The organism is Sphingosinicella sp. BN140058 (genome assembly GCF_004135585.1).
Lineage (GTDB): Bacteria > Pseudomonadota > Alphaproteobacteria > Sphingomonadales > Sphingomonadaceae > Allosphingosinicella.
This window is the reverse complement of sequence record NZ_CP035501.1, coordinates 5,541,583-5,565,958: the sequence shown is the minus strand read 5'-3', so window position 1 is coordinate 5,565,958 and position 24,376 is coordinate 5,541,583. Positions and strand designations below refer to the sequence as shown.

The window sequence follows — 24,376 nt, the reverse complement described above, 5'->3', positions numbered from 1 at the left end:
TCGGCCGCTTGTAAAATCCTCACTCGCCATGTTCGGCGGCAAAGGCTGCGGCGGCGCCGAACAGGCCCGGTTGCGGATGGGTGATCAGCTTCACCGGCATCTCGTCCATCCGCCGCTCGAAGCGCCCCTTGGCGATGAAGCGGTCGCGGAAGCCGGAGCGGGGCAGGTGCTTGAGCAGCCGCTGGCCGAGCCCGCCGGCAATGACGACTCCGGCCGCACCCTGAGCGAGCGCGATGTCCCCCGCGACGGCACCGAGACTGAGGCAGAACCGGTCGAAGGCGGCGCCTGCCAAGCTGTCCTTGCCCTCCATGGCAGCGGTCCACAATTCCTTGTCGTCGCGGATCTGAATCGGGCGATTCTCGATCGTTGCAAGCGCTTCGTAGATGTTGGGTACGCCCTGGCCCGACACGATCCGCTCGACCGAGACGCGGCGGAAATGCTTGCGCAGATGGGCGAGGATCTGGTCCTCCAGCGTGTCGAGCGGTGCGTAATCGATATGCCCGCCTTCGGTCTCGATCACGTGGTAATGGCCGTTGCGGCGGAGCAGCTGTGCGACACCCAGGCCGGTGCCCGGGCCGACGATGCTGATCACGCCGCTCGAGGGCAGCGGTACGTCGGGACCGCAGAGGTGGGTGAAACGATCGTCGTCGAGCTGCGCGACCGCGTGGGCGATCGCGCCGAAATCGTTGACGAGGCTGTAGCGCTCCGCCCCGAGCTTCGACGGGATCAGCGAAGGCCGGATCACCCAGGGATTGTTGGTGAGCTTCAGCACCTCGCCCTGGATCGGGCCGGCGATGGCGATCGCCGCCGCCGGCGGCAGCGCGCGGGAAAGGCGGCGTCCGAATTCTTCCCAGGCGGTCTGAAAGCTTGCGTGCTCCGCCGTCTTGAGCGTCACCTCTTCGTCGAGGTGCGTCACACGGCCGCCCTGCACACGGGCGATCGCAAAACGGGCATGGGTGCCGCCGATGTCGACGGCCACGATCTCGGTCAAGCGACAGTCTCCATCGCGTACAACATGGCGGAAGCGCCGCGTTCGGCTTCGTCGGCGCCGTTGCGGAACATGGCGAAGAGTTCGCGGCCGGTGCCGACGGCGGGGGGCGGGGCCGCTGCCTCCGCACGGGCATCCCATTCGGCTGGATCGACCAGCGCGTCGAGCGTTCCCGTGTCCGCCGAAAGGCGGACGATGTCGCCGTCGCGAATGCGGGCGAGAGGGCCGCCGCCGAGCGCCTCGGGTGAGACGTGGATTGCGGCTGGGACCTTGCCGGACGCGCCCGACATGCGGCCATCCGTGACCAGGGCGACGCGGAAGCCGCGGTCCTGGAGGACGCCCAGTGCGGGAGTCAGCTTGTGAAGCTCGGGCATGCCGTTCGCCTTCGGCCCTTGGAAGCGGACCACGACGACGACGTCGCGCTCGAGCTCGCCGGCCTTGAACGCGGCGAGCACCGCGTCCTGGTCGGAGAAGACGCGGGCAGGGGCCTCGATCGTCCAGCGCGACGCATCGACGGCGCTGGTTTTGAAGGTCGCGCGGCCGAGATTGCCGCGGACGAGCCGCATTCCGCCGTCGGGCTGGAACGGGTTGGTCGCCGGACGCAGCATGGTCTCGTCGCGCGAGGCCTCAGGCGGCGCCCGCCAGACCAGGCGATCTTCCTCCAGATCCGGCTCCTTGGCGTGGTCGGCAAGCGGCATGTCGCCCTCTCCGGCCACCGTCAGAATGTCGCCGTGGAGCAGGCCGTTGTCGAGCAGGGTGCGGATGGTGAAGCCGATGCCGCCGGCCTGCTGGAAGTGGTTCACGTCGCCCGAACCATTGGGATAGACACGTGCGATCAGCGGCACGGCCGAAGACAGCCGGTCGAGATCCTCCCAATCGATGACGATTCCGGCGGCACGGGCAATCGCCGGCAGGTGGATGGCGTGATTGGTCGATCCGCCGGTGGCGAGCAGGCCGACCGCGGCATTGACGATCGCCTTTTCGTCGACGCAGCGGCCGAGCGGACGATAATCGTTGCCGTTCCAGCCGATTTCCGTGAGCCGGTGAACGGCCGCTCGCGTCAGTTCCTGGCGCAACTTGGTGCCCGGGTTGACGAAGGCCGCACCCGGCATGTGGAGGCCCATGACCTCCATCATCATCTGATTGGAATTGGCGGTGCCGTAGAAGGTGCAGGTGCCGGCGCTGTGATAGCTGGCGGACTCGGATTGCAGCAGTTCGTCCTTGCCGACCTTGCCCTCGGCATAAAGCTGCCGAATGCGCTGCTTTTCCTTGTTGGGAAGGCCTGTCGGCATCGGTCCACCGGGGATCAGGATCGTCGGCAGGTGGCCGAAGCGCAACGCGCCGATCAACAGGCCTGGGACGATCTTGTCGCAGATCCCGAGCAGGGCCGCGGCCTCGAACATGCCGTGGCTGAGCGCAACCGCCGTCGACAGCGCGATCGTGTCGCGGCTGAACAGGGACAATTCCATGCCCGCGAGGCCCTGGGTGACGCCGTCGCACATCGCCGGCACGCCGCCGGCGACCTGGGCAGTTGCGCCGATCTCGCGCGCGAACAGCTTCATCTGGTCGGGGTAACGGCCATAGGGCGCGTGCGCCGAGAGCATGTCGTTATAGGCGGTGACGATGCCGATGTTGGCGGCCCGTCCCGCGCGGATCGTCGCCTTGTCCTCGGCATCCGCAGCGGCAAAGCCGTGCGCGAAATTTCCGCAGGCGAGCTGCGGCCGGGTCACGCCCCGATCCTGCTCCTGCGCGATCAGATCGAGGTAGCGGCGCCGAGACTCGCGTGAGCGCTCGATGATGCGATCCGTGACCGCGGAGATGGTAGCGTTAACAGTCATGCTCGTGTCCAATGGCGGTTTGCGCCCGAAATAGGAAGCCCGAGGGCGCCGCACAAAAGCTATTCATACCACGACACTCCGTCGCGCTCGGTCAGCGCGATGGCGGCGGACGGACCCCAGGTTCCGGCGCCATAGGATTTCGGTGTCATGGCATTGGCGGCCCAGCCGTCGCGGATGCCGTCGATCCACTCCCATTGCGCTTCCACTTCGTCGCGGCGGACGAACAGGGTGGGATCGCCCTCGAGCAGATCCAGGATCAGCCGTTCGTAGGCGATACGCCGGCGGGTGTCGGCGAACGCGTTTGCCATGCCGAGATCGAGCGGCACCTCGCGCAGGCGGATACCTTCCCGGTCGAGCCCCGGCTGCTTGGTCATCAACAGCAACCGGATATTCTCTTCCGGCTGCAGGCTGATCAGCAGCTTGTTCGGCCGCAACGTCGCGCCCCGCGCACCGAAGATCGAATGCGGCACGCCCTTGAACTGGATGAAGATTTCGGAGCGGCGCGTGGGCAGGCGCTTGCCGGTGCGCAGATAGAAGGGCACCCCCTTCCAGCGCCAATTGTCGACATGCGCCTTGACCGCGACGAACGTTTCGGTGCCCGAAGGGCTGCCGAGCTCGTCGCTATAGCCCGGTACCGGGGCGCCGCCGACGGCGCCTTCCCTGTACTGACCGGTCACCGTTTCGGCGAGCACCGTTTCGCGCGTGATCGGGCGCAGCGAGCGCAGCACCTTCACCTTTTCGTCGCGCACGGCTCCGGCCTGGAAGGCGTGCGGCGGCTCCATCGCGACGAGCGCGAGCAATTGCAGCATGTGGTTCTGCACCATGTCGCGCAACGCACCCGACGTCTCGTAATAGCCGGCACGCCCCTCCAGGCCGACGGTCTCGGAAACGGTGATCTGGACATGCTCGATCCCGGCCGAGTTCCACAGCGGCTCGAACAGGGAATTGCCGAAACGGAGGGCCAGCAGATTCTGCACCGTCTCCTTGCCGAGATAATGGTCGATGCGGAAGGTGCGGTCTTCCGGAAAGGCGGCGGCGACCGCGTCGTTGATTTCGCGGCTGGAGGCGAGATCGGTGCCGAGCGGCTTTTCCAGTGCCATCCGGACCGTCTCACCGGTGAGCCCGGCCAATGCCAGACCCTCGATGGTCGGCCGGAACAGCGACGGTGCCGTCGACAGGAAGATCGCCAGGCCGCCGTCCACCGCGCCGAGCGCGTCCGCAAGGCGGGAGAATTGTGCAGGCTTGGACACGTCCACCTGAACGTAATCGAGCCGCGACAGGAACTGCTCGACGAGTTCGGGGGTGCGGCGTTCGGCGTCGATATAGCGCTCGAGCGACTGCGCTGCAGCCGAACGGAAGGCCGCCTTGTCGAGATCGCTCCGGGCGGTGCCGATGATCCGCAGTTCCTTGGGCAGCAGACCGTCGCCATCGAGCCCGAACAGAGACGGGAGCAGCATGCGCTGGGCAAGGTCGCCGGTCGCACCGAACAGCAGCAGGTTATTCGCGGGACTCTTGGGCACCGTGGCTCGTATCCTCTTCGAAGACGGGGCGCGCAGGGAACGAACATCCCCGCCCGTGGAAAACGGGGCTTACTTTCTCCCGCACGCCTGTCCAGCCCCGTCGAGCCGGATTGGATACAATTTCTCCCGCAGCGCGGGAAATGGCCGCCCCTGCCACCGGTTACCGTTTGCTGGAGGCGACGAAACGGATCGCCTGGCCGCCGCCTGGCGCGAGTTGTAGGTGCAGGACGTCCGCCGAAGTCACTATGCGTTCTTCGACGACGATGTCCTTGCCGTTGGTGCGATAATCGGCGGTAGGGCCGTCGCGATAGATCTGCGCGCGATAGCTGCGGCTCGGGGTCAGAAAGGAGAGCGGCAGATCGAACGCGCGGCCATTCTCGTCGGTGATCGCGCCGAGATACCAATTCTCGCCGGCGCGGTCCTTGCGCGCAATGGTGACGAAATCGCCGACCTCGCCGTTCAGCACTCGTGTTTCCGACCAGTCGGTGGGGACGTCCTTGATGAACTGGAACGGCCCGGGATTGGCATCGTAGTTTTCCGGGAGATCGGCCGCCATCTGGATCGGCGAGTATAGGACGACGTAGAGCGCCAGCTGCTTCGCGACCGTCGACTGGATCTTCTGATCCTTGCCTTCGAGGCTGATCACACCCGGCGTGAAGTCCATCGGCCCGGCGAGCATGCGGGTGAAGACGAGGTTCGCCTCATGCTCGGGAGGATTGGGCGGCTGGCCCCAGGCGTTGAACTCCATGCCGCGGGCTCCCTCACGAGCCACCCAGTTCGGATAGGTGCGGCGCAGGCCGGTATCCTTGATCGGCTCGTGGGCGTTGACCGCGATGTGGCGCTCGGCGGCTTCGGTGACGACCTTGAGGTGGTGGCGCGCCATGACCTGTCCCTCATGCCACTCATGGTGAACCCGGCCGTCGTCGCCACGAGCCTGGATGCCGCCCATGTCGGCGACATAGCCGGTCTTCACCGCATCGATGCCGAGCCTTTGATAGAGGTCGAGCGCCGCCTCCAGCTGCGGCTCGTAGACGGCGATGTTGCCGGCGGTTTCATGATGGCCGATCAGCCGCACGCCCTTCACTCGAGCGTAGCGGGCGAGTTCCTCGATGTCGAAATCGGGATAGGCCCGGGTGAAGCTGAAATCCTTCCCGCTGGCAAACCAAGCGTCGTTCCAGCCCTGGTTCCAGCCTTCGACGAGCACGCCGCGAAAGCCATGCCGGGCGGCGAAATCGATATAGCGTTTCACGTTGGCCGTGTTCGCGCCGTGCCTGGGCCCCGGACCCCATGTCGATTTGTCGAGATGCATCTCCCACCAGACCCCGATATATTTGAACGGCTTGACCCAGCTCACGTCGCCAAGCTTGTTCGGCTCGTTCAGATTGAGGATGAGGTCGTTCATCACCAATCCAGCGGCGCTGTCGGCGATCTGCATCGTGCGCCATGGCGTCGCGAAAGGCGCCGATCGACGAACCTTGGCGCCTTGTGACGACGGTGTCAGAACGGCGCGAAAGCGGCCGCCGCCTTCGTTCTGCAGGTTCATGCCGGAATAGTCGACGAGGGCCGCCTCGTGGAACGCAATGTGCAGCCCGTCGGCGGTGCGGACCGTCATCGGCGTCTGGGCGACGCCGACTTCGCCGATCGAAGTCTTGTTGTAGAGATACTCTTCACGGTTCCACTGAAAGGCGGGAATCCACCATGCCGTCGCAGGACCGGAGACGGCGAACTCGGTGAGCTCCTCGGCGACGTTCACCTGCGCGAGGGAGGATTGATCGGGAAATTCGTACCGGAAGCCGATGCCGTCGTCATAGACCCGGAAGACGACGTCGAGCCGGCGACCCGGGGCGACGCGCTCGGCCAGCTGCACGCGCAACTCGTTGTAACGGTTCCGGACGAAGCGGCGCTCGCCCCAGGGCTGCTCCCATTGTTCGTCCGTGCTGCGCCGGCTTGCAGCCTGGATAGTGAAATTGCGCTCCAACTTGGGCGCGTCGGTGAGCAGGAAGCCGAGCCGCGACGGCGCAATGACGAGACGGCCAAGCCGGGAGACGCTGTATTCCGGCCGGCCCTCGGCATTGACGTCGACCGAGACAGACAACACGCCCGTCGGCGACGACACCGTTTCTGGCGCGGCAAGAGCCGGCATTGCGATCAGCGCCGCAAGCAGGGCGATCAGCATCCTCATCCCTTCATCCTCTTTTGAAAAGCGCTTGCTAAAAACACCGTTCGCTGTCCTATTCGGCACATGGCAAGTTTTGCAGCAAAGTTTGCAGCGTGAGCCGCGGTTCCACTCGTTTGGAGGACATCGCGGCGCTGGCGGGCGTTTCGATTTCGACGGCGTCGCGGGCGCTCAACGATCATCCGGCCGTCAACGATCGCACCAAGCAGCTGATCTGGAAGCTCGCACGCGAGCATGATTACCCATTTAGGCGCTACATGCCGGCAGGCCCGATCGGCGCCTCCGGCACGATCGCGCTGGTGGTTCCGCGGCCGCAGGGCCGCGAAGGGCAGCTCGACGATCCCTTCTTCCTCGAATTGTTCGCCGGGATCAGCGATTCGGCGCGCGACCGCGGCTGCGACCTGATCGTCAGCCATTTCGCACCCACCAGCTTCGACGATCTTTCGGCGGCGATGACAACCAGCCGGGCCGATGGCGTGATCTTCCTCGGCCAGAGTTCGCTGCATCCGGCGCTCAATCTGCTGGCGCAGAGCAGCGACACCCGGTTCGTGGTCTGGGGCGCGCAGCTGCCCGATCAAGCCTATTGCTCGGTCGGCTCCGACAATCTGAACGGCGGCCGCCGGGCGACGCTGCATCTTGCCCGGCTCGGCCGCAAGAACATCGTCTTTCTCGGCGACACCGAGGCTCCCGAGGTTCAGCAGCGCGTTCGCGGCTATCTCGAGGGTCTGGAGCAGTCTGGCATCAGCCACGATCCTGCTCTGCTGGTGCCGGCGCATTTCACGGTCGAATCCTCGGAAGCATCGGTCGACGCCCTGCTGGCCCGCGGCATCGCGTTCGACGGCATCGTCGCCGCCAGCGATCTGATCGCGCTCGGCGCCATCCGGGCGCTGCTCCACGCCGGCATCGACGTCCCCAGCCAGGTGTCGGTGATCGGCTATGACGACGTGCCATTCGCCCGCTATAGCCGGCCGGCGCTGACCACGATCAACCAGGACACGGCGCGCGCCGGACGCCTGCTCGTTTCGAAATTGCTCGATACGAAGGCGACCGGCGACATGCGATCGGAACGGCTGGCAACCGAACTGATCGTCCGCGAAAGCTGCGGCGGCTGACCCGGGGGCCGGCTCTGGCCGCCCGGACGTCACGCGCGACAGGCGATCAGACCGGACAAAGGCGCGAGAGGGTGGCCGACCTCCTCGATCACCTGCCAGCCGGCCGGAAGCGGCCAATCCGACGCCTGCTCTCCGAGATTGAACACGCAGAGCAAAAGGGCGCTGCCTTCACCACGCTCGAACGCGAGCAAGGGGGCAGGGGCGTCGACCGGCCGGATCGTCCCCGTGCGCAGTGCCGGCTGGTGCTTGCGCAGGGCGATGAGCCTGCGGGTCAGCGCTAACATAGACGTTGGATCGCGCTCCTGCCGATCGACGGCCAGCGGCAGATGGCGTGAATCGACGGGCAGCCAGGGCTCGGCGGTCGAGAAGCCTGCATGGGGCGCTTCGGCCGACCATGGCATCGGCGTGCGGGCGCCGTCGCGGCCCTGTGTCTCGGGCCAGTTGGCGATGGCTTCGGGATCCTGGAGCTGCTCGAACGGAACCTCCGCCTGCGGAAGTCCCAATTCCTCCCCCTGATAAAGGAAGACGTTGCCGCGCAGGCACATCAGCAGCAGCATCGCCTGGCGGGCGAATGCGCCGGGGTCGCGCGCGCCGAGCCAGCGGGAGACTACGCGCGGCGCATCGTGGTTGGAAAAGGCCCAGCTTGGCCAGCCTTCGCCCTGGGCGCCCGGCCACAACGCCATGGAATCGTGGATGAGCGCGGCGGTCAGATCCTGTGCGTAGAGGAAGTTGAAGCCGTAGGCGCTGTTCAGCCGGTTGGGCCCGCGGGTGAACTCCTTCATCTCGCGATCGGCCTGTTCGCCGCCGACTTCGGCGACGGTGAACCGGCCGCCGTAGGAGTCGATCAGCCGCCGCAACTTCTCCAGGAATTTGGGAACGTCGGGGTGCGACTGATTGTAGAAATGGTGCTGATAGTCGAACGGGCGCGTCTTGCGGCCAAGCCCGTCGGCGACCGGCGGATTGTCGCGAAGCGCCGGATCGTGCATCGAGAAGTTGATCGCGTCGAGACGGAAGCCGTCGACCCCGCGATCCAGCCAGAATTTCGCGGTTGCGAGCAAGGCCTCCTGAACCTCAAGATTGTGGACATGGAGGTTGGGCTGGCTGCTTAGAAAATTGTGCAGATAATATTGGCCGCGCCGTGCGTCCCACGTCCAGCACGGGCCGTGGAACACCGATTGCCAGTTGTTCGGGGGAGACCCGTCGGGCTTCGCGTCGGCCCAGACGTACCAATCGGCTTTCGGATTGTCGCGGCTCTGGCGGCTTTCCTGAAACCATGCATGCTGGTCGGAGGTGTGCGAATAGACCTGATCGATCACCACCTTGAGCCCGAGCCCGTGCGCCCGCGCGAGCAGCCGGTCGAAATCTTCGAGCGTCCCGAAAATTGGATCGACCGCGCGGTAATCGGCGATGTCGTAGCCGAAATCCTTCATCGGCGAGGTGAAGAAGGGCGACAACCAGATGGCATCGGCACCGAGCGAAGCGACATGATCGAGGCGTGCGGTCACCCCGGGCAGATCGCCGACACCATCACCGTTCGAGTCGGCGAAGCTACGCGGGTAGATCTGGTAGATCACGGCGCCCCGCCACCATTCGGACGCGTCCGGCGCGGAATGCGGGGCAATCGACGCGTCGCCGCGTTCGAGGATGGTCTCAGTCAATGGAAGCAGCCTTGCAGACGATGAAATCGAGAGGTGCGAGCTCGACCGGGTAGCTTCCGGGCGCGCTTGCAGCGGAGGCGCAGCGGCCGTGCAGCGGCTGCCATGCGCGGGTGGCGGGGTCGACGGGGACGTTCCCGGCGACCGACGCCGAACTGGTGTTGAGGACGACCAGGATCTCGCCGCCGCCCGACGGGGCGCGGCGTGAGAAAGCGAACAGGCCGGGGCCATCGCTGGAGAGGCGGACGATCTGCTCGCCGCGGCTCAGCGCCGGCTCCGCCCGGCGGAGTGCCGCCATGGCGGCAATCGCCTCGTAAAGCGGCGCCTTCGGATCGAAATTGGACATTGCCGTCGTCGCCGCGGAGCCGACCAGGCGGTTGTCGTTGTAGCTCGCCACCCGGCTGGGAAACATGTCCTCACGGGCATCCTGATCGCCGCCGTCGCCGACGAAGCCCTGCTCGTCGCCATAATAAATGGTCGGAACGCCGCGCGCGAACAGCAGCATGGCATGGCCAAGCACGACCCTCTTCAGGACCTCGTCTTCCGAAGCCTGCGGGTTCGCCACGCGGACGAAATGCGCGAAACGCCCCATGTCGTGATTGCCGAGGAAGGTCGGTAGCCGCATCGCCGCGGCGGCGCCGCCCTCGTACAGCGAATCCATCTGGAACAGACGGGCGAGCCGCTCGGTCGGCCCGCCCTTGGCGATGACGTCGGTCACCGTGGCCTGAAAGGCGAAATCGAGCACGGCCGGGTAGCGGTCCACCTTCGTGAAGCGGGCAAGCATGCCGGGATCGGGATCGAACACCTCGCCGAAGATGTGGAAATTGGGAATGCCGCGCGCTCTCGCCCGCTCGATCATCGCGGGAACGAAAGCCTGCCAGAACTCGGAATTGACGTGGCGGGCCGTGTCGATCCGGAAACCGTCGATGCCGAAATCGTCGATCCAGCGGCCGAAGATCTCGATGAAGCCGTTCACCACGCGTGGGTTCTCGGTGAACAGATCGTCGAGCCCGGAAAAATCTCCGAGTTGCGAGCTCTCGCCACGGAACGTGGAGTCGCCGCGGTTGTGATAGTAGATCGGGTCGTTCAGCCAGGCCGGGACTTTCACCCGCACCTCGTTCTTGGGAACATAGGGCGTGTAGGCGAAATCGGGCCGGGTCAGCTGTTCGAAATTGTCGAAGCGTTGCTGCGGTTTGTCGATCCCCGCGAAGCCGTCATTGATGGGGGCCCCGGTGATCCCGCCCCGGCGGCTGTGCGGATAATCGCCGAGGCCGCGATAGGCGCAGTCGTTCTTCGGGCATTCGCGATATTTGATCACGTCCGCCGTGTGGTTGGTGATGATATCCAGATACACCTTGATCCCGCGGGCATGCGCGGCAGCGACGAAGGTCTTGAGCTCGGCAGCTGTGCCGAAATGCGGGTCGACCTGGGTGAAGTCGGTGATCCAATAGCCATGATAGCCCGCCGATTCCTGGCCTGGGCCGCCCTGAACCGGCTTGTTCTTGTAGATCGGGCCGAGCCAGATCGCGGTCGCGCCCAGCCCCGCGATATAGTCGAGCCGTGCCGTCAAACCCTTGAGATCGCCGCCATGGTAGAAGCCCTTCGCGGCGGGATCGAAGCCGTGTTCCAGTCGTCCGCCGGCAATGCCGCCGTGATCGTTGCCGGTATCGCCGTTCTCGAATCGGTCCGGCAGGACGAAATAGATGAGATCCTGTTCCGGGGTGCGATCGCGATAGGCAGGGGCAGGGGCAGGGGCAGCGGCAGCGGCAGTGCTCGCGAGCAAGGCGGCCCCGGCGAGCGCTCGAGTCGCGCCGACGATCATGCTGCCTTTTCCGTTCATGACCGGCATCTCACCTCCCACTGGACGCCGCATGCATTCATGTCAGCGCTTCTCGTCCGAAACTTGCAATAATTTGCATTGGTTCGAAGCGCCGGTCAACCCACCAGTTGGACGTGGCTTCAGGCGCATTCAACGAAGCCAATGTGAGCGTTAACAATGTAAATCCGGTGCCGAAGGCGGCAGGATGATGAAATTCGTGCTTGCAACTCTGCGCGCTTGTTTGCATAAATTTGCGAAGACGAAGCAGACCGCGAGGGAATCGCGGCATGTGCCATGCGGCTGTGGCTGGATGGCGCAGGAGAGCGGCAGGTGCGCCTCTTGAAGGTGCGCGCCTGCTCGGATGCACAGGGCCGACTCGAATGGGGGCATTCGGCGGCCGAAGAACTGGGAGGACCCGAATGACCCACCTTTCGACCACAGGCCGCCGCGCGTTGCTCGGCAGCGTTGCCTTGTTCGCGCTGGTTCTCGGTGGCGGTGCGCCGGCATTCGCCCAAGTCGCGCCGGGCACGACCGAAGCCGACGGGGGTGCGGAGGCGCCGACCAGCACGGAGCCGCAGGCGACGGACCAGGGCACGCCTGCGGAATCCGAGTCTGCTGCTGCTCCTGCCGGGGGCGACGAGGAGATCCTTGTCACGGGCATTCGTGCCTCGCTTGCATCGTCGGCCCAGATCAAACGCAACTCGGCCTTGATCGTCGACTCCGTCTCTTCGGAGGATATCGGCAAGCTTCCCGACGTTTCGATCGCCGATTCGCTCGCCCGCCTGCCGGGCGTCACCGCCCAGCGCCTGGAAGGCCGCGACCAGCGCCTGTCGATCCGCGGCCTAGGCCCGGATTTCTCGACGACTTTGCTCAACGGCCGCGAGCAGGTAACCGTCGGCGACAACCGCGGCGTCGAATATGATCAATATCCCGCGGAATTCTTCCGCAACGTCAACGTCTACAAGTCCGCCGACGCGTCGCTGATCGCAGCGGGCATCTCGGGCACGGTCGATCTTCGCATGCTGCGGCCGCTCGACCAGAAGGACGATACGATCGTCGTCTCGCTGCGTGGCCAGATGAACGATCAGAAGGCGCTGAACCCGGACGGCAGCCGCTACGGCTATCGTGCCGCCGCGACCCTGGTGCACAAATTCGCCGGCGACACGCTCGGGATCGCGATCGGCCTGTCCGCGCAGGACACGCCGTCGCAGAACGAGCGCTATAACAGCTGGGGGTTCCCCAACGATCCGGCGGTTGGCGGCGCGCTGCTGCTCGGCGGCGCCAAGCCCTACGTGCAGTCGAACATGCTGACCCGGTACGGCGCGGTCGCGACGATCGAATGGGAGCCGAGCGACAGTTTCCACACCACCTTCGATGCGCTCTACTCGAACTTCAAGGAAACGCAGCGGCTGCGCGGCATCGAATTCCCGATCGCGCCGACCTGGGGCTCGGGCAACACGGTCAGCAACGTCACTATCGAGGACGGGCTCGTCACCGGGGCTACGCTCGGCAACGTGGTGGCGGTGCAGCGCAACGATCTCAACCGCCGCAAGGCCGACAATTTCTCGCTCGGCTGGAATGGCGATCTCAGGATCGCCGACAAGGTACGGTTCAACGTCGATGCGAGCTGGTCGCATGCGGAACGCACCGACTTCCTTCTCGAGACCTATTCGGGCACCGGCTACAATCTCTCCGGCGCCAAGGACACGGTCCGCATCACGGCCAATCCGAACGGCACCTTCGATATCGTGCCGACGCTCGATTATTCGGACACCGGCGTGGTGAAGATCACCGATCCGCGCGGCTGGGGCTTCAACGGCACCCAGGCTGCGGTGCAGGCCGGCTTCCTCAACCGTCCGGATTTCGAGGACGATCTCAAATCGCTGCGCGCCGCGTTCATCGGCGAATTCGATGCGCAGGGCCTGTCGAGCTGGGAATTGGGCGGCAATTACAGCCGGCGCCGCAAGACGAGCAACTATACGTCCTTCTTCCTGTGCCCGCCGGGCGGCGGCACCAATTGCACGGTGGCGAGCGGAACCCCGACCTCGATGCCCGTTCCGAGCGAGGCTCTGCTCGATAAAACGGTGTCGCTCGATTATCTCGGCGTGCCGGCGATGCTGACGCTCGATCCGATGTATCTCTACGACAACGTGTTCAACGCCGTGTTCGACAACCGCCCGGGCTCGCTGGTGCGCGACAACGTCGTCACCGAGAACGTCTATACCGCCTACGGCAAGGTCAATCTCGATGCCGAGCTCGCCGGCGCACCGCTGCGCGGTTCCTTCGGCGTTCAGCTCATCCACACCAAGCAGAGCTCGTCGGGCCAGATCGCCAGCCTCGTCAACGGCGTCGTCACCATCGCGCCGGTCTCTGGCAGCGAGAGCTATACCAATGTGCTGCCGAGTCTGAATTTGTCGCTCGAGCCGTTCGACGGCTTCCTCGTCAAGTTCGGTGCCTATCAGGCGATGGTCCGGGCCCGTCTCGATCAGCTGCGCATCAACCAGGACGTGTCGATCGACATCGCCGATATCGGCCGCGGCAGCCTGCCCCAGAACAGCCCGTTCAGCTCCACCGGCGGCAACATCGCACTGCGGCCCTATCATTCGAGCAACCTCGATCTGTCGATCGAAAAATATTTCCGCAAGGGCGGCTACGTCGCGATCGCCGGCTATTACAAGTGGCTCGACGACTTCGTCGATCCCAACAACAACTACCTCTACGATTTCTCCGCGCTGCTGAGCGCGCTCACTCCGGAACAGCAGGCGATCGTGCGCAGCCAGAACGCGCAGTTCGGCCTCGTCGCTGCCCCGGCGAACACCGGCAAGGGCACGGTGAAGGGCATCGAAGCAACATTGTCGCTGCCCTTCGCCAACCTCTCCGAAAGCCTCGACGGTTTCGGGGTGTTCGCAAGCGGCGCCTATGTCGACAGCAAGATCGAATATGCCGGCAACAACTCGATCACGCTTCCGGGCCAGTCGAAATGGGTAGGCACCGCCACGGCCTATTTCGAGAAGGGCGGCTTCCAGGCGCGGGCGGTCTATCGCTACCGTTCGAAATTCGTCGCCGAGATTGCCGGCCTCTCCGCCAATCCGGAATTCCGCCAAGGCAGCGCCGAGGGCATCCTCGACGCGCAGATCGGCTACGAATTCCAGGAAGGACCTTTGAAGGGGCTCGCCATTCTCGCGCAGGCCAAGAACATCACCGACGAACCGTTCACGACCTACGAGCAGGGCGATTCCCGGCTTGTCCGCGACTATCAGCGCTACGGCCGTGACTACTATCTCGGCGTGACCTACAAGTTCTGATCGGAGCCGGCCCGGCGGCCCCTGGGCGCGCCGGGCCGTTTCTCAAGAGCAGGAGAGGGGGCCGGGAATGGAGCCGGACAGCGGGCGCGCCGATCCGCGTACCATCGTCATCGCCGGCGGCGGCACCGCAGGATGGATGACGGCCGCGGCGCTCGGGCGTTTTCTCGGCAAGGCCATGCGCATCCGCCTCGTTGAATCCGACGAGATCGGCACGATCGGCGTCGGCGAGTCGACGATCCCGCAGATCCGCGTGTTCAACCAGGCGCTCGGCATCGACGAGGACAGCTTCGTCCGAGCGACGCAGGCGACCTTCAAGCTCGCGATCGAATTCGTCGGGTGGCTGCGGCCCGGCCATCGCTACATGCACGCCTTTGGCGACATCGGCCGGGATTCGGGGCTCGCTCCGTTCCATCACAGCTGGCTTCGCGGCAGGCGCGAGGGCGTCGCCCGTGATCTCGCTTGTTATTCGCTCAACAACATGGCGGCGCTCGGCGAACGGATGCAGCGCGGGCCGGCGCGCACCGCCGCGATGCTCCCCGACATGCCCTACGCCTTCCAGTTCGATGCCGGTCTCTACGCCGCCTTCCTGCGCCGCTTCGCCGAGGAACGCGGCGTGGTGCGCACCCAGGGGCGGATCGCGCAGGTCGAACGCGATGCGCAGTCGGGCGACGTGTCGGCCCTGATCCTGGCGGATGGACAATCGATCCGCGGGGACATGTTCATCGATTGTACCGGATTTGGCGGCCTGCTGATCGCGCGGACCCTTGGATCCGAGTTCGAGGACTGGTCGCACTGGCTGCCGTGCGACCGTGCGATGGCGGTGCCGAGCGGCCGAACCGATGCCTTCACCCCCTACACGCGCGCAACCGCCCACGGCGCCGGCTGGCAATGGCGCATTCCGCTGCAGCACCGCACCGGCAACGGCATCGTCTATGCGAGCGGGCATCTGTCCGACGACGAAGCCGCCAGCCGGCTGCTGGCCAACCTCGATTCCGAACCGCTCGGCGACCCGCGTCCGCTTCGCTTCACCACCGGCAAGCGCAAGGAGATGTGGAAGGCCAACGTGATCGCCGTCGGGCTCTCCGCGGGCTTCCTGGAGCCGTTGGAATCGACCAGCATCCATCTCATCCAGACGGCGATTTCGCGCCTTCTCAAGCTGTTGCCGGGCGATCGTCCAACTCAGGCGCAACGCGACCGCTTCAACCGCGAAAGCGACTTCGAATATGCGCGGATCCGTGATTTCCTGATCCTTCATTATCGTGCGAATGCCCGAAACGAGCTTTTCTGGCAGGAGCGGCGCGCCGCAACAGTGCCGGAAGCGCTTGCCGATCGGATCGCACTGTGGGAGGCGGACGGCCACATCGTGCGGGAGCAGGATGAGCTGTTCACCGAGGTGGCGTGGCTGCAGGTCTTCGCCGGCCAGGGACTGGTGCCCGCCGGCAACCATCCGCTGGCCGACGTGCCGTCTCGTGCGGGCCTCGCCGAATATCTCGACCTGATCGAGAAGCTGATCGCGCGCGAGGTTGCGCAGATGCCCACCCATGCCGGCTTCATCGCGGCGCACTGCGCAGCCCGGGCTGCCGCATGAATGAAGGAAACGACGCCATGACGATCGCCGCGCCGGACGATGCCGTGCGGGCCAAGCCGCGTCTCGACTGGCGCGGGCTGTGGAACATCTCGTTCGGCTTCTTCGGAATCCAGATCGGCTTCGCGCTCCAGAATGCGAACATGAGCCGCATCTTTCAGACGCTGGGCACCGAGATCGACAACTTGCCCGCTTTGTGGGTGGCGGCGCCGCTGACCGGTTTGCTGGTGCAGCCGATCATCGGCCACATGAGCGATCGCACCTGGCTCGGCCGCTTCGGACGGCGGCGACCCTATTTCCTCGCCGGCGCAATCATGGCCGCGCTGGCGTTGCTGCTGATGCCGCTTGCGCCCGTCCTGCTGTTCGCGGCGGTGATGCTGTGGGTGCTCGATGCGTCGCTCAACGTCTCGATGGAGCCGTTTCGCGCCTTCGTCGGCGACATGCTGCGCAAGGATCAGCACAGCGCCGGCTACGCCGTGCAGACGGCCTTTATCGGCACCGGCGCGGTGTTCGGCTCGATCTTTCCCTGGCTGCTCGAGCATGCCGGCGTTTCCAACGTCGCGGCGCCCGGGCAAATTCCCGATACGGTGAAGGTCGCCTTCTGGTTCGGCGGCGCGGCCCTGTTCCTGTCGGTGCTTTGGACGGTGCTGACGACTCGGGAATATAGCCCTGAGGAGATGGCCGCCTTTGACGGCGGGGTTGCGGAGAGTACGGATATGGCGGCTCGGCGGCTGGCCGACCGGAGCTTCGTCTCCGCCGCCCTTTGGATCTGTGCGGGCGCGATCGTGCTGTTCGCGGTCGAGGCGCTCGCGCTCGAGAAGGAAGTTTATCTGCTCGGGGCGCTCCTGATCGCCTACGGCGTTGCGAGTGGGGCGGCGGTCGCGCTCGCCCGCGGCGGCCGCGACACCAACATGCTGAGCAGCATCGTCGGCGATTTCTCCGGAATGCCGTCGTTGATGAAGCGATTGGCGCTGGTCCAGTTCTTCAGTTGGTCGGCCTTGTTCATCATGTGGATCAACACCACGCCGGTGGTCGCCCACGACTTCTACGGCGCGCCCGATGCGGCGAGCGCGCTGTACCAGCAAGGCGCCAATTGGGTTGACGTGCTGTTCGCGACCTACAATGGCGTGGCCGCGATCGCGGCGCTCACCCTGCTGCCATTCCTTTCGGCACGGCTCGGCAAGGCCCGCACCCACATGATCGGGCTGCTCTGCGGCGCCGTCGGCTATGCCAGCTTCTTCTTCGTCTCCGAGCCGCAATGGCTGCTGCTGAGCGAGATCGGCATCGGCATCGCCTGGGCCTCGATCCTCGCAATGCCCTACGCCATCCTTGCCTCCAGCCTGCCGCAAAGGAAGCTCGGCATCTACATGGGCCTGTTCAACGTCTTCGTCGTCGTGCCGCAATTGCTGGTGGCGACGGTGATGGGATCGATCATGAAGCGCTTCTTCCCGGGCGAGCCGATCTGGACGATGGCCTTCGCCGCCGGCGTGCTGGCGCTGGCCGCCGTCGCCATGCTGTGGGTCAAGGTGCCGGGAGAGGCCGAAAGCGGCTAGGTTCTCGTCGGAGCGAAGCCCGGACCCGCGCGTTGCGCGGGCAAACGGGAGTGAAAAGATGAAAACCATCCTCTGCCTTGGCGCGGCAATCGCGCTTGCCGGCTGTGCAGGCGTCGGCCGGCCCGCCGCCGCTCCTGCTGGAGAGACCACCATCCCCGCGGTTGCAGGGCGCGGCGTGCTGGAGTGGCGGGCAGGGGGCGAAGACCTGGTCTTCATCCGCTCGTTCCTGGGAAAATGGTACCGCGTCCAGTTGACGGGGCGCTGCGCGCGTCTGGACGACGCGAGAGGGCTCGGCTTCGAAACCTCTCCGCTGGGCGAGCTCGACCGCAATTCGACCATCATCGCCGAAGGCGAACGCTGTCCGGTTTCGAGCATCGTTCGGATCGATGCGCCGCCGCCGAGAAAGAAGCCGGCGGGCGCCTGAATTCACAAAAAGAAGGGCCCCGCAGCATTGCTGCGAGGCCCTCTCCGTCTTTGGCTGATCTGCGACCTTAGAAGCCGATTGCCAGGGTTGCCTGGAAGGTGCGCGGCGAACCGACTGCGAAGCGGGTGGCCGCAACGCCGTTGGTCTGCGTCGAGATGTTGCCGAAGTAGAACTTGTCGAACACGTTGATCACGCTGAAGCGCAGACGCGTACGATCCAGGGCGAAGCCGAGGTCACCGAGATCGATCTGCCCGTCGAGATCGACGGTCGTGTAGGACGGGGTCCGTCCACGCTCGTCGAGGATCGGAATCGTTCCGGCGGTGGAGCCCGCCTGATAGGCGCGGCCGTTATCGTCGGTGGTGTAGCGCTTGCTGACCCACTTGAACTGCGCGCCGATCGAGACCGGGCCGATATCGGCCTGGGCGCGGCCGCCGAAGCTGAGCTTCGGCGTTTCGACGAACTCGGCACCCTTGGTGTTGACCGCAACGATCGAGCAGATCTGGCCGACCGGCGTACCCGCCGGGCACGGCGAGTTCGCTGCGGCGGTCGCGACCGCCGTGCCGAGGATGTCCTCCTTCAGCTTGGAATCGATGTACGATCCGTAAGCGTAGAGTAGCAGTTCCGGGATCGGACGATAGGAGGCCTGGGCGTCGAAGCCGTAGGCACGTGCATCGCCGACGTTGCGGTCCAGCGTCTGGTTGAAGGTGGGGCTGGTCTGATCGACGTCCGCGGCGCTGACGATACGATCCTGGTAATTCACCCAATAGCCGGCGACCTGCGCCTGCAGCTTGGGGGAGCGGTAGCGCAGGCCAAGCTCGTAATTCTGCGTCTTCTCCGGCGTGACGTCGAGATCGACGCTGCGATAGAGATTGTCTGTCGACGGCGACGAGAAGTTCTTGCCGTAGCTGGCATAAACGCTGGCGGCGGGGCTGATGTCGAACGAGATGCCCGCCGACGGCAGGATCGGATCGTACTTCACGGTACGCTCGAACGGCGCGAACAGCGCGTTGGCGGCGAAACCGCCGGTCGGCCGCGGCGTGCCGGGGGCGATGATCCGCGACGAAGGGATCACTTCCGAGGTGCAGAGCGGATTGCCGGTGAGGATGACGGTGTAGCAATTCTGGTTGAGCTCGCGGCGGAAGAACGGCGCGCGCACACCGGCGGTCACCGTCAGCTTGTCCTCGAGGAACTTGCCGAAATATTCGCCGGAAATCTGCTGCAGCTGGGCGACGGAGAAGCGGTCGCGGTTCTGCAGGGTCTTGCCGTCGGCAGAGACGATGCGCGCCTGCTCGTTATACTTGCCGCCGAACACGCTGATCGGATCGCCATTCATCCAGACGCGGCCGAACTCGCCGGTCTGGCGGTGCTCGCCGCGATCGTAGGTGTAGGCGAGACGGAAGCGATGCTGGTCGGTCGCTTCCCAAATCAGCGAGGTCAGGAAGGTGTAGCGGTTGGTGCGGGTGTTGCTCGGCTGGTAGACACGAACCGTGTCGAGCGTGTCGCCATCGCCGTTCAGGTCGACGCCGCTCGCCGTCGAGGTGCCGCGAAGCTGCGACGAATTTTCGGCGAAGGTGCTGGTGCCGCCGCCGTTGGCGAGCGTGCGCTGGTAGCCGGGATCCGCGGTGAGGATCAGGCCGTCGGCCAGGGTCACGCGTAGCGATCCACGGATGTTGCCGGTGTTCGACGGATTGACGCGCAGATTGTAGTAATTGGTGCAGCTTGCCGGGGTGCTGTTGTTCGTCGCGGTGCCCGCGCCGTCATTGTCGGCGACGCCGGCGATCGGCCCGGCCCGGACGCAGGTGTCGATGTTATCGAAATTGCGATTGGCTGCGTAATCGGCCGCGGTGCCGCTATTGTAGCTGTTGTTGCGGTTGCGATTGAAGTGGCCGGCAATCGAGAAGAAGTCGCCGTTGCTGCCGAGCGGCTGGTAGATGCGGGCGTTAAACTGGGTCTTGTGGAGTTTGCCCGGGCCGCGGAACTTGTCATATTCCTGGTCCGAAGCCTGGAACCAGGCGCGGGTGTCGAACGGGCCGAAATTGCCCGTGTTGATGATGCCCGAGGTCCGGAAGTAGTTGAAGTCGCCGACCGAACCGGTCAGCTCGGCACCGAATTCTTCGGTGGGCAACAGCGAGCGATAGGAAACGACGCCGCCGGCGGCAGACGGAGTCGGGCTATCGACGTCGGTGGTACCGAGGTTGACGGAGACCTGATCGATGACTTCCGGATCCATCTGCTGGTTGCCGAAGATCGCATAATTGCCGGTGTCGTTGAGCGGCAGGCCGTCCCACAGCAGAGCGATACGGTTGCCCGGAAAGCCGCGGATGCGGAGGTTGCCGCCCGACGAGCCGTAAGGATCGGTGTTGGTGTAGTTCACGCCTGGGATCAGGTTGATCGTCTGCAGGATCGACTGTCCCGCGGTTTGGCGGCTGATGATCTCCTGCGTCAGGATCGAACGGGTCTTCGGCACGTCCGGAACGACGACACCGCCCACTCCATTGGACAGTCGCGAGCCGGAAACGACGATCGCTTCTTCCTCGACCTCCTGCGAGCCGGTCGACTGCGCGAACGCCATGGCCGGCATCATGAGCGCGGTGGACGCGCAGAGCAGCGTGAACTTGTTCATTGAATTGCTTCCCCTACCACGGCCAGGCGGCCGTCCCGAGTGAGTGTGATCCTGTTGCACCACAGCGATGCCGGCGAATCGCCTAACCCCGCTAGGTTGCGCTTCTGTGACAATGTGTGGCGTTCCTGCTGCACTAAGCCGCTGGAACGCTAAACGTTTCTACACCTGAAGGAACCTTGCGCGGGCCCTTAATGTCACGCGACGCGGGCGTCCAGACGGCGGCCGAGAGTCACCAAAAGAGTGATCAACAGTGGCACAAGTACAACACTTAGCACCACCTTGGCCAAGGCCTGGCCGAGGATCAGATCGCCGATCGGGCGAACGCCGTAAAAGGAGACTGTGATGAAGATCAGGGTGTCGACGATTTGAGAGATCGCGCTGGCGATGGCGGCACGGCCGGCAAGCCACAGACCCGAGCCCCTGGCCGAGCTCTGGAGTCGCGAAAAGATGGCGACGTTGAGGAATTGCGATACGCCATAGGCCAGGATGCCCGCGCCCATCAGGCGCCAGCTCTGCCCGAGGACGATCGGGAAGGCCTCCTTGGCCGGCTCGTACATGCCCGCGTCGGTCGGAAGCTGGATGACCAGCCAGATCAGCAGGATTGCGGTGACGAGCGGGATGAAGCCGAAGCGGACGAGCCGGTTGGCGGTTTCGGCGCCGTGCAGTTCGGAGACGGTGCTGCTGAGCACGACGAGCAGCAGGAAGGGGAAGATGCCGGCTTCGACCGCGAGCGGCCCCAGCGCCACCTGTTTCGAACCGAGAACGCCCGCAATGCAGACCATGCCGCCGTAGAGGACGGTGAAGATGAACAGCGAGCGCGGGATGCCGGGGGCAGGGGTGTTGGCCATGGGCGCGATGCGTAACCGCTTTGCATCGCCGCAAAAAGAGCTTTCCGTTCCGCACACTTCGGGCCATCAGGCGCGCGTGACAGACAGCAGACTGGACGTGCTTGCGATCGGCGACGCGATCGTGGACGTCATCGCCACCACCGAAGATGATTTCCTGACGGAGGAGAAGCTCCCAAAGGGATCGATGCGGCTCATCGACGCCGCGGAGGCGACTCGTCTCTATGGCCTGATGGGACAGGCGCGCGAAACCAGTGGGGGCTCCGCCGCCAACACGATGGCCGGGGTCGCCGCGCTCGGCGGCCGGGTCGGCTTCGTCGGCCAGGTCGCCAGCGATCAGCTCGGCGAAATCTTCGCCCACGACATCCGCGCGCTCGGCGTGGAGTTCACCACCCCCGCCCGCCAGAGCGCGGTGCCGACCGGTCGCTGCCTGATCCTGGTCACGCCAGACGGCCAGCGGACGATGAACACCTTCGCCGGCGCATCGCATTCCCTCAGTGTCGATGCGCTCGATCCGCAGCAGATACGCGACGCCGCGATCCTCTACCTCGAAGCCTATCTGTGGGTTCCCGATACGCCGCGCGCCGCCATGGAGCGTGCCATCGAGATCGCCCATCAGGCCGGCCGCAAGGTCGCCTTCACCTTGTCCGACATCGCCTGCATCGCCAAGCGCCGCGACAGTTTCCTCGATCTGATCGCCGCCGGTGCGATCGACATGCTGTTCGCCAACGAATCCGAAGTGAAAGCGCTGGCCGGGATCAGCGATTTCGATGCGGCGCTCGTCTCGATCCGGGACAAGGTGCCGCTGATCGTCTGCACTTGCAGCGAAAAGGGTGCAGTCGCGGTGGAGAATGGTCGCCGCATCATGGTTCCGGCGGCACGTGTCGAGAAAGTGGTCGATACCACCGGCGCCGGCGATCTGTTCGCGGCCGGTTTTCTCGCCGGACAGGCCCGGCACCAGCCGCTCGACCGCTGCCTCCGCATGGGCGCGCTCGCCGCGGCGGAAATCATCTCTCACTTCGGGGCTCGTCCCGAAGCCGATCTCAAGGCTTTGATGCAATGAAACGACTCGCCGTCTATTGCGGCTCCAGCATGGGTACCGACCCGGCCTTTGCCGACACCGCGCGCGCGCTCGGCGAGGAAATGGTCCGCCGCGGCATCGATCTCGTCTATGGCGGCGGCAAGCTTGGTCTGATGGGCGTGGTCGCCGACGCGGTGCTCGCCGGCGGCGGCAAGGTCTATGGCGTCATCCCGCAGGCGCTGACCGATCTCGAGGTGGCGCATCAGGGCGTGACCGAACTCCATACGGTCTCGTCGATGCACGAGCGCAAGGCGAAGATGACCGAGCTAACCGACGCTTTCGTCGCCTTGCCCGGCGGCATCGGCACGTTCGACGAGCTGTTCGAAGCTTGGACCTGGAATGCGCTCGGCTATCACGCCAAGCCGTTCGCCCTGCTCAACGTCAACGGCTTCTGGGATGGAATGATCGGCTTTCTCGACCAGGTGACCGCGAACGGCTTCATGTCGGCCGGGCGCCGCGCCCAGTTGCTGATCGGCGAAAGCATCGGCGAGTCCATCGATCTGCTGGACAGCGCGATGACGGCGTCCGAAAGAAAGATGGTCTGGTAAGGGCCGAAGAAGGGGCGAGGGGCATATGAACCGGATTCTGATGGGGCTGGCGGGGATGGCGCTCATCCTCGGCCTGGCCGTCCTGCTCTCGTCCAATCGGCGGGCGATCCGGTTGCGCATCGTCGGCGCAGCCTTCGCGCTGCAGGCGGGCATCGCGGTGCTGGTGCTCTATACGTCGTGGGGCAAGGCCGGCATCCAGGGCATGTCGCACGGCGTTTCCAATCTTCTCGGCTATGCCGGCGCGGGCACCAGCTTCCTGTTCGGCAACCTCGCTGCGGATCCGCTCGGTCAGAATTTTGCGATCCAGGCGCTGCCGGTGATCATCTTCTTCGCGGCCCTGGTCTCGATCCTTTACTATCTCGGCGTGATGCAGCGGGTGGTGCGCTGGGTCGGCGGCGCGATCGGCTGGGTGACGGGCGTCAGCCGTGTCGAGTCGCTCTGCGGCGCGGCCAACATCTTCGTCGGCCAGAGCGAAGCGCCGCTCGTCATCCGCCCCTACCTCGCGGCACTGACGCCGCCGCAGCTCTTCACCGTGATGACGGTCGGCATGGCCGGGGTCGCCGGCACCATCCTCGCGGCCTATGCCGCCCTGCTCGGGCCGAGTTCCTTGCCCTATCTGCTCGCGGCGGCCTTCATGTCCGCACCGGGCGGAATCCTGATGGCCAAGATCATGATGCCGGACGAGCCGGCCCGGGAAGCCGAGCTCCCGCTCGGCGACACGCCTGCCGAGGGCAAGGTCGAGATCGAAACCTTCGAAGAAGGCGAGCGCCCGGCCAATGTCATCATGGCCGCATCGCAGGGCGCGCAGACCGGCGTCCGCCTCGCGGTCGCCGTCGGTGCGATGGTGCTCGCCTTCGTCGCCCTGGTCGCACTCGCGAACGGGCTGCTTGGCGGGGTCGGCGCGTGGTTCGGCTATCCGGGGCTCAGCTTCCAGTTCCTGATCGGCCAGGTGTTTGCGCCGATCATGTACCTGATCGGGGTTCCTTGGACCGAAGCGCAGGCGGCCGGCGGCCTGTTCGGCACCAAGCTGGTGCTGAACGAATTCGTCGCCTTCATCGATCTCGGGAAGATGGCGCAGCTGTCGGAGCGCACCCGGGCGATCGTTACCTTCGCGCTCTGCGGCTTTGCCAATTTCAGCTCGATCGCGATTCAGATGGCGGTGACCGGCAGCCTTGCCCCCAACCAGCGCCCGGTGATCGCACGGCTCGGCATCAAGGCGCTGATCGCCGGCTCGCTCGCCAATCTGATGAGCGCCGCTCTGGCGGGGCTTTTGCTCGGCTAAGTCTTTCGACGAACGGCATTTG

General features: G+C 65.2%; 16 protein-coding genes. 8 read left to right on the top strand and 8 right to left on the bottom strand.

Going from position 1 to position 24,376, the window contains the following annotated elements; translation table 11 throughout:
• Window positions 1-19 precede the first annotated feature (19 nt).
• From glk to ETR14_RS25230, 4 genes are all read right to left on the bottom strand, one after another.
• Window positions 20-991, bottom strand: coding sequence for a glucokinase (gene glk / locus ETR14_RS25245; protein ID WP_129390639.1), 972 nt, complete (start codon window positions 989-991; stop codon window positions 20-22).
• The gene (edd, locus tag ETR14_RS25240) at window positions 988-2,826 is read right to left on the bottom strand and encodes a phosphogluconate dehydratase (protein WP_129390636.1); all 1,839 of its coding nucleotides are present in this window, start codon (window positions 2,824-2,826) and stop codon (window positions 988-990) included. The genes glk and edd overlap by 4 nt, the downstream gene beginning before the upstream one ends.
• Before the next feature lie 59 nt (window positions 2,827-2,885).
• Window positions 2,886-4,283 carry a glucose-6-phosphate dehydrogenase gene (gene zwf / locus ETR14_RS25235; RefSeq protein ID WP_371416844.1) on the bottom strand — a complete coding sequence of 466 codons (1,398 nt, stop codon included), beginning with the start codon at window positions 4,281-4,283 and terminating at the stop codon, window positions 2,886-2,888.
• Window positions 4,284-4,506: 223 nt separating this feature from the next.
• Complete coding sequence (locus tag ETR14_RS25230; protein ID WP_129390630.1) at window positions 4,507-6,528, bottom strand: glycoside hydrolase family 97 protein; 2,022 nt, start codon at window positions 6,526-6,528, stop codon at window positions 4,507-4,509.
• Between the two features lie 89 nt (window positions 6,529-6,617).
• Here ETR14_RS25230 and ETR14_RS25225 point away from each other — a divergent pair, with 89 nt between their 5' ends.
• Entirely contained in the window at window positions 6,618-7,634 is a 1,017-nt protein-coding gene (locus tag ETR14_RS25225) for a LacI family DNA-binding transcriptional regulator (protein ID WP_129390627.1), read from the top strand.
• Window positions 7,635-7,663: 29 nt separating this feature from the next.
• On the opposite strand, the gene ETR14_RS25220 is transcribed toward ETR14_RS25225, so the two are convergent.
• The gene (locus tag ETR14_RS25220) at window positions 7,664-9,280 is read right to left on the bottom strand and encodes an alpha-amylase family glycosyl hydrolase (protein WP_371416843.1); all 1,617 of its coding nucleotides are present in this window, start codon (window positions 9,278-9,280) and stop codon (window positions 7,664-7,666) included.
• Between the two features lie 4 nt (window positions 9,281-9,284).
• Window positions 9,285-11,129, bottom strand: a complete 1,845-nt coding sequence (locus ETR14_RS29455) for an alpha-amylase family glycosyl hydrolase (RefSeq protein ID WP_243455958.1) — start codon at window positions 11,127-11,129, stop codon at window positions 9,285-9,287.
• A 398-nt stretch (window positions 11,130-11,527) separates the two neighbouring features.
• Here ETR14_RS29455 and ETR14_RS25210 point away from each other — a divergent pair, with 398 nt between their 5' ends.
• From ETR14_RS25210 to ETR14_RS25195, 4 genes are all read left to right on the top strand, one after another.
• The gene (locus ETR14_RS25210) at window positions 11,528-14,413 is read left to right on the top strand and encodes a TonB-dependent receptor (protein ID WP_129390619.1); all 2,886 of its coding nucleotides are present in this window, start codon (window positions 11,528-11,530) and stop codon (window positions 14,411-14,413) included.
• 67 nt (window positions 14,414-14,480) lie between these two features.
• The gene (locus ETR14_RS25205; RefSeq protein WP_129390616.1) at window positions 14,481-16,001 is read left to right on the top strand and encodes a tryptophan halogenase family protein; all 1,521 of its coding nucleotides are present in this window, start codon (window positions 14,481-14,483) and stop codon (window positions 15,999-16,001) included.
• 17 nt (window positions 16,002-16,018) lie between these two features.
• Window positions 16,019-17,551, top strand: a complete 1,533-nt coding sequence (locus ETR14_RS25200; RefSeq protein ID WP_129390613.1) for an MFS transporter — start codon at window positions 16,019-16,021, stop codon at window positions 17,549-17,551.
• Between the two features lie 58 nt (window positions 17,552-17,609).
• Entirely contained in the window at window positions 17,610-17,975 is a 366-nt protein-coding gene (locus ETR14_RS25195) for a DUF6491 family protein (protein WP_129390610.1), read from the top strand.
• 67 nt (window positions 17,976-18,042) lie between these two features.
• Here the strand turns inward: ETR14_RS25195 and ETR14_RS25190 are convergent, their stop codons facing one another.
• The gene (locus ETR14_RS25190; protein WP_129390608.1) at window positions 18,043-20,598 is read right to left on the bottom strand and encodes a TonB-dependent receptor; all 2,556 of its coding nucleotides are present in this window, start codon (window positions 20,596-20,598) and stop codon (window positions 18,043-18,045) included.
• 194 nt (window positions 20,599-20,792) lie between these two features.
• Entirely contained in the window at window positions 20,793-21,446 is a 654-nt protein-coding gene (locus tag ETR14_RS25185; protein WP_129390605.1) for a queuosine precursor transporter, read from the bottom strand.
• A gap of 76 nt (window positions 21,447-21,522) precedes the next feature.
• Here ETR14_RS25185 and ETR14_RS25180 point away from each other — a divergent pair, with 76 nt between their 5' ends.
• From ETR14_RS25180 to ETR14_RS25170, 3 genes are read left to right on the top strand one after another with little or no spacing between them, the layout of a single operon-like run.
• A complete protein-coding gene (locus tag ETR14_RS25180; RefSeq protein WP_243455682.1) occupies window positions 21,523-22,506 on the top strand; it encodes an adenosine kinase in 984 nt (327 codons plus the stop codon).
• Window positions 22,503-23,072 (top strand): TIGR00730 family Rossman fold protein, encoded by a 570-nt coding sequence (locus ETR14_RS25175; protein ID WP_129390602.1) that lies wholly within the window; start codon window positions 22,503-22,505, stop codon window positions 23,070-23,072. The genes ETR14_RS25180 and ETR14_RS25175 overlap by 4 nt, the downstream gene beginning before the upstream one ends.
• Before the next feature lie 25 nt (window positions 23,073-23,097).
• Window positions 23,098-24,354, top strand: coding sequence for a NupC/NupG family nucleoside CNT transporter (locus ETR14_RS25170; RefSeq protein ID WP_129390599.1), 1,257 nt, complete (start codon window positions 23,098-23,100; stop codon window positions 24,352-24,354).
• Window positions 24,355-24,376 lie beyond the last annotated feature (22 nt).

Excerpts from the sequence above, each read along its gene's own strand:
- edd (WP_129390636.1), bottom strand. The coding sequence starts at position 2,826 with ATGACTGTTAACGCTACCATCTCCGCGGTCACGGATCGCATCATCGAG.
- zwf (WP_371416844.1), bottom strand. The coding sequence starts at position 4,283 with ATGCTGCTCCCGTCTCTGTTCGGGCTCGATGGCGACGGTCTGCTGCCC.
- ETR14_RS25230 (WP_129390630.1), bottom strand. The coding sequence starts at position 6,528 with ATGAGGATGCTGATCGCCCTGCTTGCGGCGCTGATCGCAATGCCGGCT.
- ETR14_RS29455 (WP_243455958.1), bottom strand. The coding sequence starts at position 11,129 with ATGAACGGAAAAGGCAGCATGATCGTCGGCGCGACTCGAGCGCTCGCC.
- ETR14_RS25210 (WP_129390619.1), top strand. The coding sequence starts at position 11,528 with ATGACCCACCTTTCGACCACAGGCCGCCGCGCGTTGCTCGGCAGCGTT.
- ETR14_RS25205 (WP_129390616.1), top strand. The coding sequence starts at position 14,481 with ATGGAGCCGGACAGCGGGCGCGCCGATCCGCGTACCATCGTCATCGCC.
- ETR14_RS25200 (WP_129390613.1), top strand. The coding sequence starts at position 16,019 with ATGACGATCGCCGCGCCGGACGATGCCGTGCGGGCCAAGCCGCGTCTC.
- ETR14_RS25195 (WP_129390610.1), top strand. The coding sequence starts at position 17,610 with ATGAAAACCATCCTCTGCCTTGGCGCGGCAATCGCGCTTGCCGGCTGT.
- ETR14_RS25190 (WP_129390608.1), bottom strand. The coding sequence starts at position 20,598 with ATGAACAAGTTCACGCTGCTCTGCGCGTCCACCGCGCTCATGATGCCG.
- ETR14_RS25185 (WP_129390605.1), bottom strand. The coding sequence starts at position 21,446 with ATGGCCAACACCCCTGCCCCCGGCATCCCGCGCTCGCTGTTCATCTTC.
- ETR14_RS25175 (WP_129390602.1), top strand. The coding sequence starts at position 22,503 with ATGAAACGACTCGCCGTCTATTGCGGCTCCAGCATGGGTACCGACCCG.
- ETR14_RS25170 (WP_129390599.1), top strand. The coding sequence starts at position 23,098 with ATGAACCGGATTCTGATGGGGCTGGCGGGGATGGCGCTCATCCTCGGC.